At 68.0% G+C, this 14,400-nt stretch carries 12 protein-coding genes; 5 read left to right on the forward strand and 7 right to left on the reverse strand.

Features of this window, described 5'->3' with window-relative positions:
* Positions 1-14 precede the first annotated feature (14 nt).
* Positions 15-962 (reverse strand): hypothetical protein, encoded by a 948-nt coding sequence (locus M1L60_RS17535; RefSeq protein ID WP_253238506.1) that lies wholly within the window; start codon positions 960-962, stop codon positions 15-17.
* Here M1L60_RS17535 and M1L60_RS17540 point away from each other — a divergent pair.
* Positions 925-2,637 (forward strand): acyl-CoA carboxylase subunit beta, encoded by a 1,713-nt coding sequence (locus M1L60_RS17540; RefSeq protein ID WP_438862122.1) that lies wholly within the window; start codon positions 925-927, stop codon positions 2,635-2,637. The two genes, M1L60_RS17535 and M1L60_RS17540, sit on opposite strands and share 38 nt — an antisense overlap.
* On the opposite strand, the gene M1L60_RS17545 is transcribed toward M1L60_RS17540, so the two are convergent.
* The 3 genes from M1L60_RS17545 to M1L60_RS48635 all read right to left on the reverse strand — a co-directional run bounded on the left by M1L60_RS17545 (position 2,634) and on the right by M1L60_RS48635 (position 7,767).
* Positions 2,634-3,293, reverse strand: a complete 660-nt coding sequence (locus M1L60_RS17545) for a M50 family metallopeptidase (protein ID WP_253238508.1) — start codon at positions 3,291-3,293, stop codon at positions 2,634-2,636. The genes M1L60_RS17540 and M1L60_RS17545 overlap by 4 nt on opposite strands.
* Before the next feature lie 257 nt (positions 3,294-3,550).
* Positions 3,551-4,285 (reverse strand): M50 family metallopeptidase, encoded by a 735-nt coding sequence (locus tag M1L60_RS17550; protein WP_253238509.1) that lies wholly within the window; start codon positions 4,283-4,285, stop codon positions 3,551-3,553.
* A 299-nt stretch (positions 4,286-4,584) separates the two neighbouring features.
* On the reverse strand, positions 4,585-7,767 hold the full coding sequence (locus tag M1L60_RS48635) for a serine/threonine-protein kinase (RefSeq protein ID WP_498370526.1): 3,183 nt from the start codon (positions 7,765-7,767) through the stop codon (positions 4,585-4,587).
* Between the two features lie 101 nt (positions 7,768-7,868).
* On the opposite strand from M1L60_RS48635, the gene M1L60_RS17560 reads away from it, so the two are divergent.
* The 4 genes from M1L60_RS17560 to M1L60_RS17575 all read left to right on the forward strand — a co-directional run bounded on the left by M1L60_RS17560 (position 7,869) and on the right by M1L60_RS17575 (position 11,834).
* Positions 7,869-8,066 carry an acyl-CoA carboxylase subunit epsilon gene (locus M1L60_RS17560; protein WP_253238510.1) on the forward strand — a complete coding sequence of 66 codons (198 nt, stop codon included), beginning with the start codon at positions 7,869-7,871 and terminating at the stop codon, positions 8,064-8,066.
* Between the two features lie 92 nt (positions 8,067-8,158).
* On the forward strand, positions 8,159-8,587 hold the full coding sequence (locus tag M1L60_RS17565) for a hypothetical protein (RefSeq protein WP_253238511.1): 429 nt from the start codon (positions 8,159-8,161) through the stop codon (positions 8,585-8,587).
* 1,492 nt (positions 8,588-10,079) lie between these two features.
* The gene (locus tag M1L60_RS17570; protein ID WP_253238512.1) at positions 10,080-11,117 is read left to right on the forward strand and encodes a S8 family serine peptidase; all 1,038 of its coding nucleotides are present in this window, start codon (positions 10,080-10,082) and stop codon (positions 11,115-11,117) included.
* Between the two features lie 102 nt (positions 11,118-11,219).
* The gene (locus tag M1L60_RS17575) at positions 11,220-11,834 is read left to right on the forward strand and encodes a Maf family protein (protein ID WP_253238513.1); all 615 of its coding nucleotides are present in this window, start codon (positions 11,220-11,222) and stop codon (positions 11,832-11,834) included.
* A gap of 191 nt (positions 11,835-12,025) precedes the next feature.
* Here M1L60_RS17575 and M1L60_RS17580 read toward each other — a convergent pair whose 3' ends face one another.
* From M1L60_RS17580 to M1L60_RS17590, 3 genes are read right to left on the reverse strand one after another with little or no spacing between them, the layout of a single operon-like run.
* Positions 12,026-12,781, reverse strand: a complete 756-nt coding sequence (locus M1L60_RS17580; RefSeq protein WP_253238514.1) for an ABC transporter permease — start codon at positions 12,779-12,781, stop codon at positions 12,026-12,028.
* Positions 12,782-12,784: 3 nt separating this feature from the next.
* Complete coding sequence (locus M1L60_RS17585; RefSeq protein ID WP_253238515.1) at positions 12,785-13,729, reverse strand: ATP-binding cassette domain-containing protein; 945 nt, start codon at positions 13,727-13,729, stop codon at positions 12,785-12,787.
* A 29-nt stretch (positions 13,730-13,758) separates the two neighbouring features.
* Positions 13,759-14,388, reverse strand: coding sequence for a PadR family transcriptional regulator (locus M1L60_RS17590; protein WP_308208502.1), 630 nt, complete (start codon positions 14,386-14,388; stop codon positions 13,759-13,761).
* Positions 14,389-14,400 lie beyond the last annotated feature (12 nt).

Consider the following 14,400-nt stretch of genomic DNA (forward strand, 5'->3'; position numbering starts at 1 on the left):
GCCGAGCCTAGCTCTTACCGGGGTGGCGGTTCGGCGGCGTGTCGGCTCACGTACATCCGGGTGCTGCGCTCGGGGGGCTCGACCGACGGGCGGGGGCGGGGACGCGGGCGGCGCCGGCGGGCGGGCGCCGGATCGTCGGAGGCCGCGGCGAAGAGCTGGGTGGTGGGGAGCGCTTCGTTCTCCGTACGCCATTCTCGTCGTTCCCGGCGGTCGCTGCGGCTCTCCCGTTTGTCGTTGCGGGCCGCCCACGAGCGGGGCATGGGGGTCCGCCCGTCGGGCCGGGCCGAGACGACCTCGGTCGGCTCGTGCTCCACCGGGGCCAGGTCGAAGCCGGTGGCGGGCTCGTAGTCGGGCACCGAGGGGAGGCGCTCGACGGGGGCCGGCCAGCCGTAGCCCTTGGCCGACGGTTCGGGGTCGGGGTCCAGGTCGACGGGGATCGGCGTCCAGTACTCGCCGGCCGGGGGCTCCTCGGGGACGTGCTGGTACTCGGGGCGGACCCAGCCGTGGACGCGGTGGCCGTAGCGCTCGGCGGGATGGTCCGGCTCGTCGTCGTCGAAGTCGTCGAAGTCGTCGAAGTCCGGCACCGGCTCGGGCGGCAGGTCGGGCACCAGTTCGAGACCCACCAGCTCGGCCGGTTCCGGGGCGTAGTCGACCGGCTCGGGCTCGTAGTCGACGAAGCTGTGGTCGCGCGCCGGCTCGAGGGCCCGCGGCTCGTCCTCGTACGGGAAAAGATCGTCGACGACCGACGCCGGCGCTCCCCGCGGATCCTTCTCGGCCGGCGGGATCAACGGCTCCGGGGGACGGCTGCGACGCCGGCTGCCCTTCGACCCGAGGGGTTTGGGCTGGATGTCGGGCCCGGCCCGTCGGCTCCCCCGGCCGAACAGCACGGAGCGGAAGCAGATCAGCGTGGCGAGCCCCCCGGCGATGAGGGCGAGACCGGCCGCGGTCATCCAGTTGGTCACGACACAGGTAACGAATGGGGCATTGAGTGCGAAACGCACGCGTAGCGGCACGCCGCCTGCTAGCGCACTACGATCATTACCGACCAGTACACCGCCGCCCGTGGAGAGCGCAGGAACCACCGTGACCGACATCCACACCACGGCGGGCAAGCTCGCCGACCTCGCCCGGCGCACCGACGAAGCCGTGCACGCCGGTTCGGCCCGAGCGGTCGAGAAGCAGCACGCCCGCGGCAAGAAAACCGCCCGCGAACGCATCGAGATGCTGCTCGACGAGGGATCGTTCGTCGAGCTGGACGCGCTGGCCCGGCACCGGTCGACCAACTTCGGGCTCGAGCAGAACCGCCCCTACGGCGACGGCGTGGTCACCGGCTACGGCACGGTCGACGGCCGGCAGGTCTGCGTCTTCTCCCAGGACTTCACGATCTTCGGCGGCTCGCTGGGCGAGGTCTTCGGCGAGAAGATCGTCAAGGTGCTCGACCTGGCCATGAAGATCGGCTGCCCGATCATCGGGATCAACGACTCCGGCGGCGCCCGCATCCAGGAGGGCGTGGTCGCGCTCGGCCTCTACGCCGACATCTTCTTCCGCAACGTGCGGGCCAGCGGCGTCATCCCGCAGATCTCGCTGATCATGGGCCCGTGCGCGGGCGGCGCGGTCTACTCCCCCGCGATCACCGACTTCACGGTCATGGTCGACCAGACCTCGCACATGTTCATCACCGGCCCCGACGTGATCAAGACGGTCACCGGTGAAGAGGTGGGCATGGAAGATCTCGGTGGCGCCCGCACCCACAACAGCCGCAGCGGGAACGCGCACTACCTGGCGTCCGATGAGGACGACGCGATCGACTACGTGCGCGCGTTGCTGTCGTACCTGCCGTCGAACAACCTGGACGATGCTCCGACTTTTGAGGATTCGGCGCTCTCCGAGCCTGACCTGGCCCTGGACACCCTGATCCCCGACTCGGCCAACCAGCCGTACGACATCAAGACGGTCGTCGAGACTGTGGTCGACGACTTCCTCGAGGTCCAGCCGCTCTACGCGCAGAACATCGTGGTCGGCTTCGGCCGGGTCGAGGGCCGCCCGGTCGGCGTCGTCGCCAACCAGCCGCTGCACCTGGCGGGCACGCTCGACATCGCGGCCTCGGAAAAGGCCGCCCGTTTCGTACGCACGTGTGACGCCTTCAACATCCCCGTGGTCACGTTCGTGGACGTGCCCGGCTTCCTCCCCGGCACGTCCCAGGAGTGGGACGGCATCATCCGGCGCGGCGCCAAACTGATCTACGCGTACGCCGAAGCCACCGTCCCCAAGGTCACCGTGATCACCCGCAAGGCCTACGGCGGCGCGTACGACGTGATGGGCTCCAAACACCTCGGAGCCGACCTCAACTTCGCGTGGCCGACCGCGCAGATCGCCGTGATGGGCGCCCAAGGAGCGGTGAACATCCTCTACCGCTCCGAACTGGCCGACGCCGACGACCCGGCCGCCCGCCGCGCCGAACTGATCCAGGAATACGAGGACACCCTGGCCAACCCGTACATCGCGGCCGAACGCGGCTACGTCGACGCCGTGATCACGCCGTCGGAGACGCGGGCCCAGGTCACCCGTGGGCTACGCACCCTGCGCACCAAGCGCGAAACCCTGCCGCCCAAGAAGCACGGCAACATTCCGCTCTAGAGCGGATTGGTCAGCAGCATGACGCCGCCGTAGACCAGGGCAGCCATCGAACCGAGCCAGAACAGCGCCACGAAGAACGCGTCGGACAACCCGGTCGCCTTGGCCAGCGACCCGGTGTCGGGTTCGCCGCCGTTCTTCCAGTTGCCGTACAGCTCGGGAATCTGGCGGGTGCCACCCATCAGCAAGAACCAGATCCAGATGTACGTGAACACGAGCTGGACGTCCGCGCCGGCGCGCATCGCCACCGTCCACACGAGCGCGCCGGTCGCGGGCACGGCGATGAACCCGAAGATGTTGCGCACCATCACCAGCAGCAAGGCCAGCAGCACCAGGGTCATGAGCAGGATCGACCGCGGACTGATGCCGCGCACCAGCATCCAGGCCCCGGCCAGTCCGAAGATCGACGGGCCCAGGTACCCGGCCAGTCCCGCGGCGAGAGTCTGCAGGACCGACCACTTCTCTTGCCGATAGACGGTCGCGCCGGCCCCGCCGCGATCCACCCGGACCTTCTTGACGACCAGCCCGGTGAGCGACCCGAACATCGCATGCCCACCCTCGTGGGCGATCGTGATGGCATGGGTGGTGATCCGCCACAACGGCACGGCCGCGATGAAGGCCACGATCGCGGTCGTCCATGCCAGCCCCGGGCCCTCCATGCCCGGAAGTTATCCCCGCGGGCGCAGCCACCCCATCACCCTTCGGTCCGGATATGTAACCCGAAGGAAGCGTTCCGTGATTGCAGTTCATCCACCTGCGCGCTGCTTCACGCGGGGCGCCACAGCCTGTGGACGAATCCGTTTCACCCGCCGTCACCTGTGGACAACTCACCTCGTCAGGCTTGACACCGGCGTAGTTTCACTCACATCTCCCCGAGGCGGGAGGGGGCTAGGGATGGAGACGCCGCTTTTGAAGATCAAGAAGTGCTGGCTGGGAGCCACTGGCCGGCGAGCAGGAAAGCGCCCACGAGCAGGGCGATCACGTTGACGACCAGGAAGACGCCGACCCAGAAGAGTGCGGGCACGTGAGTGATGTGGGCCAGTTGATCCGCGTCCGACTCGGGCATGCGGCCTCGGCGGCGCAGGCTCTGCAGCTCGAAGACCGGGCGCACACCGCCGAACAGCAGGAACCACACCCCGGCGTACGCAAATGCGGCTTGCACCTCGGGCGACGCCCACCAGGAGACGGCGAAGACGATCGCCCCCGTGACGACCAGGGAGAGCACGCCGAACAGGTTCCGGATGTTGATCAGCATGAGGAGCAGCAACAGCACGGCCAGCCAGAGCAGCAGCGTGATGCGGTTGCCGCCGAGCAGCCAGGCGCCCAGCACACCGACCAGTGATGGTGCGATGTAGCCGCCCAAAAGGGTGAGCATCATGCCGGGGCCGGTCGGGCGGCCCGACGACAGGGTCAGGCCGGACGTGTCGAACTCGAGCCGGATGCCGCGCAACCGACGCCCGGTGAGCAGGGCGAACAGCGCGTGCCCACCCTCGTGGGCGATCGTGACGGCGTTGCGGGCGATCCGCCACACCGGCCGGAACGCCACCGCCAGCAGACCGGCCAGCGCGGTGAGCAGCACCAGCAGGCCGGGCGGGTCCGGTTGGGCCCCGAGCAGCTTGTCCCAGAAGTCAGTCACGCTCTCGATCGACACAGCGCGGAACTGTATCTGATCCCGCTAAGCGGATCCTGTTATGCGCGAACTTTGGTAGCACGCTTAGTGAGCAGCGGTCGGGCCACTATCACCCCACCGGCCAGCACCACCAGCGCGACGAGGACCGAGATCGTGACCAAGGCCCCGGCCGCAGCGGCGAGAATGGCCAGGTCAGCGAGGGCCACGAGCATCCACAGAGCCATCGTGGGCTTCCGGCCGTGCCGTCGGCAGATCATGTCGTACCTCCGATCGTGATGCGAAGTGAACTACCCATTCATTCGCGTCATCACTCACCGGAGTTACTTTTTGGGCTGAAACCCCTGGTAAACGAGCTTCAGATCGGCCTGCGAAGCGTTCCAGTCCTCGGGCGAGACATACCAGGAGAGCGAGTACGCCTGATTGTCGCTGACGATGATGTTGCGCTTCACCGCGTGCTGCGGGTTGCCGGTGCTCGTCGTGTAGAAGAACTCCCAGTCCGCGGCCTGCTTGAAATAGTTGCTGACCGGGACCAGCTTCACCTTCTCGTAATTCCGGTAGTCGCGGCCGGCGCGGTCCCTCTCCTGCTGCTTCCAGTCGGCGAGCGCGTCGGGCTTGGGGTCGTCGGTCTGGTCGATCAGCAGCAGGCGGTTGTTCCACTTGATACGCGTCTCGCTGCCGGACTTCCGCACGTCAGCACCCTTGGGCGCCGGAACCTTGAAGCCGGTGCTGTCGGAGTAGACGCGCCACGTGCTCGGCAGGGTCTGCGCGGGCGGGCTCGACGGTGGGGTGGTCGCCGGCTTGGACGGGGTGCTGCTGGTGGCCGGCTTCTCCGGAGCGCCGCCAGCCGATGCCGTGGGGACCGCCGGGGGCTGCTGGGACTGGTTGTCGTCACCACCGTCGTCGTTGCCGAGGACGCCGATGAGCACGGCCACCAGCACCACGATGAGCAGCAGGATGCCACCAGCGACGGCGGCCTGGCCGTACGTGAGCCGGGTGCCGAAAACGGTGACGCCGGGCGATTGACGCACCGGCATGGGCGTCCAGGCCGGGCGGGCCGAGCGGTTGAACGCGGGGGCCGGGCTCATCGGCTCGACGTCGTCGTCCGGCACGGGTTCGGCCCTGGGCGGGGCCGCACGCTTCACGGCGGGCACTTCCACCTGCGTACGGTCTTCGGCCGCGACGGATTCGGCCGGCTTCGCGGCCTTGTCGTCCTTGGTCTGTACGTCGGTGGCCTCGTCCGCCACGGCCGTCTTCTCGCTCGTGGCGACGGCTTCCGCCTCGGGTGCTGGCGGCTTCTCGACGCTCATCGGCGTCGTGGCTTCGGGCGCGCTTTCCTGCTCGGCAGTATCCGGCGCTTTTGACTGCTCGGCGGTCACCGGCGCGTTCGGCTGCTCGGCGGTTTCCGGTTCGCTGTCGGGCGTGGCGGCCGCTGGGGCGCTGGTCGGCGCAGCAGAGGCCGCGACGGCGGCGGCGGACTCCGGCTGCTCGGCAGCAGGCTTCTGCCTCTTCGCCGGTACGGCTGCCTTCTTGCCCTTGGCCGGGGTGGTTTTGGCGGGGCTGACGACCTGGGTCGCGTCCACGACCACGGGCTTCTCGGCCTCAGCCGGCTCATCCGACTTGGTGGCCTCGGTCTTTACTCCGGCCGGGGCGGTCTCTTCAGGCTGGGCCTCGGCCGGCTTGGTCTCCGCGAGCTTGGACTCGGCCGCTTCGGGCTTCGCAGGCTCGGGCTTCGTCGCCGTTTCGGGCTTCGTCGCCGTTTCGGGCTTTGTCGCGGGCTCGGGCTTCGTCGCCGGCTCGAGCTTTGTCGCGGGCTCGGGCTCAATCGCGGGCTCGGGATTTGTCGTCCGGTCGACGGGCGCCGAGATCTTCGTGGTCTTGTCGGCCGGCGGGGCGACCGGGGCCGCGATCTTCGTCGTCCGGTCGGCCGGCTCGGAGATCTTGGTCGTCTGGTCGACGGGCGCCGAGATCTTGGTCGTCGGGTCGGCCGAGGGCTGCTTCGGCTTGGCCGGCGCCGGGGTGTTCTTCAGCGGCGTCTGGATCTTGGTGGTCGGGTCGGCCTGGGCCGGGACCGGCTTCGGCTCGGCCGGCGCGTCCGGTTCCGTCCGCGGGATCAGCGCCGTGGCGTCGGCCAGCGAGCGCTCGTGCTCGGGGGCAGCCTTCTTACGGCGGTTGGCCGCGACATCAGCCGCCGTGAAACCGGACTGCGCGCCACGCGACGTACGGGAAAGACCACCGCTCGCGTGCGGGCCTGAGCGCGGCGAATCGGGCGCGATGAACGTGGTCTTGTCGTCGCGGATCGGCGGCCCGTCGATCCGCGTGGCGTCGAGCTTGGGCCCGTCGACCCTGGTCGCGTCGAGGCGCGGCGCGTCCACCTTCGGCGCGTCGACCCGGGTCGGGGTCTCGGCGGCGGGACGGCTCACCGGGGCCTTGCCCGGCGCGAAGATCGGCCGGCCCTCACCGGCGCCCGGGCGACCCGGGTTGACCGGCGGCTGCGGCGGGCTCGCGGCCCGGCCCTGCCCCGGGGTCACCGGCGTACGCCCCGGCGGGTTGGCCGGACGGGCGACGGGCGGACGCGGACCGGGCACCACCGGGGTCGAAGCGGTGCCCCCGGTCAACGCGGCCCGGTCGCGGCCGACACCCGGACGACGCATCGTCGGGCTCATCGGGAAACTCAGCTTGGAACGGCGGCCGGCCGCGCGCAGCAGCAGACGCTCGGCCTCCTCGGCGTTGATGCGGTGCGTCGGGTCCTTGCGCAGCAGGCCGTTGAGCACGGGCTTCATCGGGCCGGCGTTACGCGCGGGCGGCGGGTTCTCGGTGGCCAGCGCGGCCAGCGTGGCGATCGCGGACGGGCGGGCGAACGGCGAAGCGCCCTCGACCGCGGCGTACAGCGTGGCGCCCAGCGACCACAGGTCGGCCGCCGGACCGGCGGAACCGTCCCGGGCCCGCTCGGGCGCGATGTAGGCCGGGGAGCCCAGCACGAGACCCGTACGCGTGACGTTGGGGTCGCCCGGCACGGTGGCCAGCCCGAAGTCGGTGAGCACGACCCGGCCCTCGGCCCCGATGAGCACGTTGCCCGGCTTGACGTCGCGGTGCACGACGCCGGCCCGGTGAGCGGCCCGCAGCGCGTTGAGCACGCCCAGGCCCATCTCGGCCGTCCGGACCGGGCTGAAGGGCCCGTCGGCGGCCAGCGTGTCCTGCAGCGAGCGGGACGGCACGTACTCCATGACGATCCACGGGTCGGCGTCCGTCCGCAGCACGTCGAAGACACGGACCACGTTGATGTTGTTGAGCCGGGCGATCGCGCGTGCCTCGCGCAGCGACCTCTCCCGCATCTCTTGCCGCTCGGCCGCGGTCAGCCCCGGCGGCGGCACCAGTTCCTTGATGGCGACCTCACGGTGCAGGACGACATCGGTCGCCCGCCAGACACGACCCATCCCGCCCTGACCGAGCGGCGCGATAAGCCGGTAACGGTCAGCGACTACGAGCGGGGGAGAGGAAGACATCACGGAGAAAATACCCGGTCATGTCGAGCGACAGCGAATCGATCAGCCGAGTGTGGGATGCGTGTCACCGGATCTTCCCAGCCAGGCCGTACGCTCGGTCGATGAATACGGAACCGCTGGTCAGCGTCGTCCGCGGCGAGCCGACCGAGATCGAGCTGGCCGCGCTGGTCACGGTGCTGATGGCAGCATCCAGCGAAGTGGATGCGTCCCCTGCTCAGCCCCCGGTTTCCCACTGGGCCCGATCCGCACGCCCATCGATGCGCCAAAGCTCGTGGAAGGCGTCCCACCTCCCCCGATAGATCATCATCCGTCACTGTCCACAGGGTCCCCGGCGCTGGCAGTGACCGACTACGCTCACAGGCGCTTGGAAGTTCCGACCGGGGAGGCGCAGATGATTCCGGAGGAGGACCGCGGTCCCGCATGGCTGCGTGACTACGGCACCACCGACTTCGGCGCGATCGAGGCCGACATCCAGGCCATGGAACAGTTCGCCGCCAAACTCGCCGCCAACGTGAAAGACAGCTACGCCCCCCACATGTCGACGGTGAGCGAGTCGATGGGCACCCCGCTGCCCCCGCCGCCGGGCGAGTTCGTCGAGCTTTCGTCGTTCCTGCTGGCCCACCGCGAGGCGCAGGACGTCACCCATCAGAACGTCTACAACTACGCGAACGGCACTCAGGGCTTCGCCAACGCGGCCGCCGACATCAGCAAGCAGTACAGCGGCAGCGACGCTTTCGCCCACGCCCGCGTCAGCGACGTCAACAAGGCATTCGACAAGGTCGGCATCCCCGACGCCACCACGCCCGAGGGAGACCTCTGATGCTCGTCGCAGCAGGCGGTGGCGGTGCCGGCGGCACGCCGTGGGGCATGCTGACCGTGCAACAGATGCAGACGCTGATCCAAAACCCCGACACCGAGCGCCACTATGAGCTGCTGACGGGCTGGAAGCAGTCGGCCGACCTCCTGGTCGAACACCGCTGGCAGGTGCAGAACTACCGAGACAACCTCGCATCGGTCTGGCCCCCGGAAAAGAACGCAGCCTCGGCGGCCTACATCGCCCGCCTGGACGAGCTGATCACCAACCTGAGCGAAACCTACGAAGCGGCAGTCTCCAACCACGACGCCTTCGCCGCGGCCACGCTCTCCATCAGCCTCGCCCAAAAAGAAATGAACGACCTAGCCCGCGAGTACGAGTCAAACGAGCAACTCCTACTCACCCACACAGCCCAACAACAGTCGGCCAGCGCCAACCCCCAACCCACCCCCAGCCCAAGCCCCAGCGGCGAACAGCCCCCCGTCGCCCCCGGCCGCCAGGAAGCCCTACACCAAAAAGCCGTAACCCTCCTGAGCGGCGTAAGCGCAGACCTCGCCCTGGCTCAATTCAACATTCAGACGCCCAAGCCATATCGGCCGAATCCTAAGTTTGACGACCCGACCGAGACTGGCAGCGGGGGTTATGTACCTCCCGCCATCCCTCCTGTCGTGCCGAGCTTCGGTACCGAGGCGGCTCCTTCGACGAGCTCGCGGCCCCCGACTGCGCCCTTCCCAACATCGCCGTCCGTCGCGCCACCCGGGACCCCGCAGCCGCCCGCTCCTCAGCCAGGGCTAGTTCTGGGTGGTGCAAATCCTTCGGCCTCGCCACCCCCTTTCTCCGGACCCGCAACGCTTGCACCAACAGTTCCCACCGTCTCTGGACCCTCACCGCTCTTACCTGGCGGGATACCGCCAGGGCCAACTGCTTTCAGCCCTCTCGGCGGAAGTTCGGTCTTGCCGCCCGCGACGTCTGGGGCGCCCAGTCGGAATACAAGCGTGCTCCGCGATGGGCTCGGCCGCCCCGGAGGATCGGCTTCAGGAAACCCTCATGTGATGCCACCGGGTGGGCTGATCGGTGGGGTCCCCGGCGTCGGCGTGGCTCAGCCCGGCGGCGCACGGCCCTCCCCCAATCGAGTAAACCCGGTCGGGGGCGTCATTGGCGGCGCGCCACAGGGCAAGGCAAGCGGAGTTGGTGCCCTTAGCCCACACTCCCCCGCGACCAGCGGTATTTACGGCCAACCGAATGGCCACAGACGCAGTCAACGGCAACAACAAGACCACAATCGGTGGGATCCCGATAATCCGTGGCAGACGGAATCTGGTGTCGAACCCGTCGTCCTGCCACCTCGAGAACGTCGCATCGATCCCGGACCTGCGATCGGCCTAAGTTGAGGGCATTTCGCAGAGCGGGTGCTGCAACCGGAGTTGCATTCCTTGCCATCGCACTAAACCCTCCAAGTCCTGCGTTTGCGGATTCTGTCCGCGATCGTCAGTGGTACTTGAAGAGCTTGGATGTTACTAAAACAGCAAGCATTGCAACGGGCGAAGGGATCACAGTAGCCGTCCTAGACACCGGGGTATTCCCGCACCGCGATATCAAGAATAACCTGCTTTCTGGTAGCGACCAAACCACGACCAACACCAGCAACGGGCAAAGAGATTTCGATGGGCATGGAACTCGAATGGCTGCGCTGATCGCGGGTCACGGACGAGAACCCAAATCAGGCATTCGGGGAATCGCACCTGCTGCAAAAATCCTACCCATTACCATTTCCAAAACTGGTCGCGAGATCGACTCTGAGGTCATGTCCAAGGGCATATGGTGGGCTGCGCAACACGATGCCAAGATCATCAACATCTCAGCTGGAGCCGGACCCGGCTTCAGCCTTCGCGAAGCCATTGATTCTGCGATCGACGACGACATAGTCGTCATTGCGGCAGTGGGCAACACATCTTCAGGCGCGATCGTCAGCTACCCTGCCGCCTTTGACGGTGTTCTTGCGGTTGGAGCTTCAGGAAGAGATGGAGACCACTCGCCCACTTCCGTGGAAGACGATAAAATCCAGATTTGTGCGCCTGGGGTCGACATCATCTCCGCTCAGCCGAAAAACGGCTACGGGTCCGCCACTGGAACCTCCGATTCTGCTGCAATTGTTTCCGGCGCCGCCGCTCTCGTAAGGGCTAAGTTTCCCGAGCTCTCGGCAAAGGGCGTTATTCAACGACTGACCGAGACAGCGGATGACATCGGACCACCCGGGCGAGATAATGAGTGCGGATTTGGGCGCCTCAATATCATTAAAGCGCTAACCAGTAACGTGCCACCGGCAGGAGAAGCGACTCCTACCCCCAACACCGACCTTCCGGGCAGACCCAGCAGCGCATCCAGTGTTATCAGGCCGCAGTTTGCATCGCCTAGCGTCACCGCAACGCCCGAACAAGCTAGCGACGACCGCATTTTGGTGTGGGCCAGCCTTGCAGCCGGCTTGGCTGTCGTCGGGGTGGTTATTGCGGCTGGGCTGCGTCGGCGGCGGGGATAGCGAGGTACGCAGGCGGCATTGTTCGGGGTGGTGGCCTCGTTTGGGGCCGAAACGGTGGGTTGTGGGGGACTTGGGGCCGGTGGGGCTTGTAGCCTCGTCAGCGTGGAGAAGGACATCGCGTACCGGTTGATTCTTGCTTCGGCTAGTCCGGCTCGGCGTGGGTTGCTGAGTGCGGCTGGGATCGAGGCGGACGTCATGGTCAGTGGCGTGGATGAGTCGACCGTGGAGGCTGCGGATGCCGACGCGCTCTGTCTTGCCCTTGCCCGGATGAAGGCGCGCACCATCGCCGCCCAACTGAACGCTGACCCGGGGGTCGTGGTGCTCGGGTGCGATTCCGTGCTGGCCTTCGAGGGGGACATCTTCGGCAAGCCGGCCAACGCCGAAGAAGCCACAGCGCGCTGGAAGCGCATGCGCGGGCGCGCCGGCGTGCTGCACACGGGGCATCACGTGACCAGCCTCGTCACCGGTAAGCAGGCCGAGGCGGTCGGCACCACCACCGTGCACTTCGCGGACATCAGCGATGCCGAGATCGCGGCCTACGTGGCCAGCGGGGAGCCGTTGCACGTGGCCGGCTCGTTCACGCTCGACGGGCGCGGGAGCGCCTTCGTCGAGCGCATCGAAGGCGACCCCGGCAACGTCATCGGGCTGTCACTCCCCCTGCTTCGCAACCTCCTCGCCGAGATGGGCGTGCCCTACATCGCCCTCTGGAACAAGTAGGCGCCGGTCAGCGGACGCTTCGGGCGAACTCCCGAGCGGCCCAACCCCTGGCCGAGATGGCTGTGCCGCACCGCGCGCACTGGAACAAGTAGGCGCTGCTCAACGGACGCTTCGGGCGAACTCACGGGCGGCCCAACCCCTGGCCGAGATGGGCGTGCCGCAACGCCCGCACTGGAACAAGTAGGCGCTGCTCAACGGACGCTTCGGGCGAACTCCCGGGCGGCCCAGCCCACGGCCAGGACGGCCAGCACGGCCATGATGAGCAGGCCCTGCCACACGTCGGGTGAGCCCAGGTCGCCGCGGAACAGCGCCCGGGTGCCGTTGACCGCCCACGAGAACGGGTTCCAGTCGGCGACGCCCTGGAGCCAGCCGGGGGCGTACGTCAACGGCAGCAGGATTCCGCTGAGCAGCAGCACCGGCTGGGCGACCGTGTTCATCAGCGGGGCCAGCGCGTCTTCGCTCTTCACCACCAGGGCCACGCCGTACGAGACGGCGGACGTCATCAGTGAGATCAGGGCGAGCATCAGGTAGGCCAGCAGCAGGTTGGGCACGAAGACCCGCAGGTCGAACACCAGCGCCAGCAGCGTGATGATGACCGCCTGGGCGATCAGGGACACCACGTCGCGCAGGGACCGGCCCAGCAGCAGCGCCAGGCGGCTGACCGGAGTGACCCGCGAACGCTCGATGACACCGGCCCGCAGCTCGGCGATGAGGCCGAAGCCCTGGAACAAGCCGCCGAAGATGGCCAGGAGCACGAGCAGACCGGGGACGAAGATCTCGTATGCCTCGGCGTTGGTCGGCACCTGCAGGGCCGGCTTCAGCAGCGGGGCGAACAGCAGCAGGTACATCACCGGCTGGAAGACGCCGACGAGGATCCAGACGGGGTTGCGCAGCAGCAACTGCATCTGGCGGTTGAAGATCAGTGAGGTGTCGTGCAGCAGCTTCATGGGTCAGCTCTCCCGCAGCGATCGGCCGGTCTTGGTGAGGAACACGTCGTCGAGGCTGGGGCGGTGCAGTTCGACCGTGCCGAGCGGGACGCCGGCCGCGTCGAGGGCGCGCAGGATCTGCGGGATCGCCACGGCGCCGTCCTCGACGTAGAGGCGCACGTTGTCCTCGTACGTCTCGAGCTTGTAGGAAGTCAGGGCCTGGGCCGCGGGCTGGACCGCGTCGACGGGCAGGCCGACCCGGACCACGTCGCCCGAGATCTCGCGTTTGAGCTCGGCCGGTGTGCCCGACGCGACGATCTCGCCGTTGTCCATGATGGAGATGCGGTCGCAGAGCGCGTCGGCCTCGTCGAGGTAGTGGGTCGTGATGAAGACGGTCATGCCCTCCGCACGCAGCCGTCTGATCTCGTCCCACATGTGCGCCCGGCTCTGCGGGTCGAGACCCGTCGTCGGCTCGTCGAGGAAGACGACGCGGGGCTCGTGGATGATGCCGAGCGCGATGTCGACCCGGCGCCGCTGGCCACCGGAGTAGGTCTTGCACTTGCGGTCGGCGTACTCAGTCAGTTGAAAGCCCTCGAGAACGCGCTCGGCCCGGGCCAGCGCATCGCTCTTGGACGCGCCGTAGAGGCGCGACTGAAGAACGAGCTCTTCGCGGGCGGTGGAGTCGTCCCAGGTGCTGCCGCCCTGGGCGACGTAGCCGATGCGGCGGCGCACCTCGCCCGGGTCGGCGCGCAGGTCGGCGCCGGCGATAGTGGCCGTGCCGTCGTCGGGGACGATCAGCGTGGCCAGCATGCGCAGCGTGGTGGTCTTGCCGGCCCCGTTGGGCCCCAGGAAGCCGAAGATCTCGCCCTCGGCGACGGTGAGGTCGACGCCTCGGACAGCCTCGACCGTTTTCTTGTCGCGCCCCTGGCGCGAGACGAACGACTTGCGTAGTCCGCGAGTCTCAATCATGCGAGGCAGCCTACGACCGTCAAGTTTGACTAGTCAAACTTGACTTCCACGTCGAGACCTCTCTTGGCGGGCTCGGTGATCTCGCCGCCCGACTGCGCGTCGCGCAACGTCCGCCAGGCGTCGCCCATCGTCTCGATGCGCTTCGCCGTACGCTCGCACCAGGCGATCTCGGCCTCGGCCATGGCGATGTTGCGCTCCCACATCCAGGCCACGAACACCGGCTTGTCGTCGGCCCAGTCGGCCGTCATCGCGACCTCGAGGTGCTGGGCGCCGGCCCGCAGCTGGGCCGCCCGGCTGCGCAACGCCGCCGCGGACTCCTCGCGCGACAGCGCGGGCAGGAACGAGAAGGCGGCCATGAAGGGGTCGGGCCCCGGGCTCAGGTTCCACCAGCCGTTACGCAGCAGCGACTGGAACTCGGCCTTGCCCTTGTCGGTTATCTCGTACGTCGTACGCGCGGGACGGGCCCCCACTTGCTCGGTGGCCACCTCGCGGAGAAGACCCTCATCGGTCAACTTGCGCAGACCGTGATAGATCGACCCGGGCTGGACGTTCGCCCATTTGTCGGCGCTCCAGCTCAGCAGCTCACGCCGTACGTCGTAACCGTGCACCGGCTCCAGCCACTGCACCAGGCCGAGGATCATCATGCGGGTCGAGGACACCTTGTCAGCGTA

It is taken from the genome of Paractinoplanes aksuensis (assembly GCF_024137025.1).
GTDB classification, from domain to species: Bacteria; Actinomycetota; Actinomycetes; order Mycobacteriales; family Micromonosporaceae; genus Actinoplanes; species Actinoplanes aksuensis.

Coding starts and splice junctions, on each gene's coding strand:
- M1L60_RS17540 (WP_438862122.1), top strand. CDS start 925: ATGAGGGCGAGACCGGCCGCGGTCATCCAGTTGGTCACGACACAGGTA.
- M1L60_RS17545 (WP_253238508.1), bottom strand. CDS start 3,293: ATGGAGGGCCCGGGGCTGGCATGGACGACCGCGATCGTGGCCTTCATC.
- M1L60_RS48635 (WP_498370526.1), bottom strand. CDS start 7,767: ATGTCTTCCTCTCCCCCGCTCGTAGTCGCTGACCGTTACCGGCTTATC.
- M1L60_RS17560 (WP_253238510.1), top strand. CDS start 7,869: ATGAATACGGAACCGCTGGTCAGCGTCGTCCGCGGCGAGCCGACCGAG.
- M1L60_RS17565 (WP_253238511.1), top strand. CDS start 8,159: ATGATTCCGGAGGAGGACCGCGGTCCCGCATGGCTGCGTGACTACGGC.
- M1L60_RS17580 (WP_253238514.1), bottom strand. CDS start 12,781: ATGAAGCTGCTGCACGACACCTCACTGATCTTCAACCGCCAGATGCAG.
- M1L60_RS17585 (WP_253238515.1), bottom strand. CDS start 13,729: ATGATTGAGACTCGCGGACTACGCAAGTCGTTCGTCTCGCGCCAGGGG.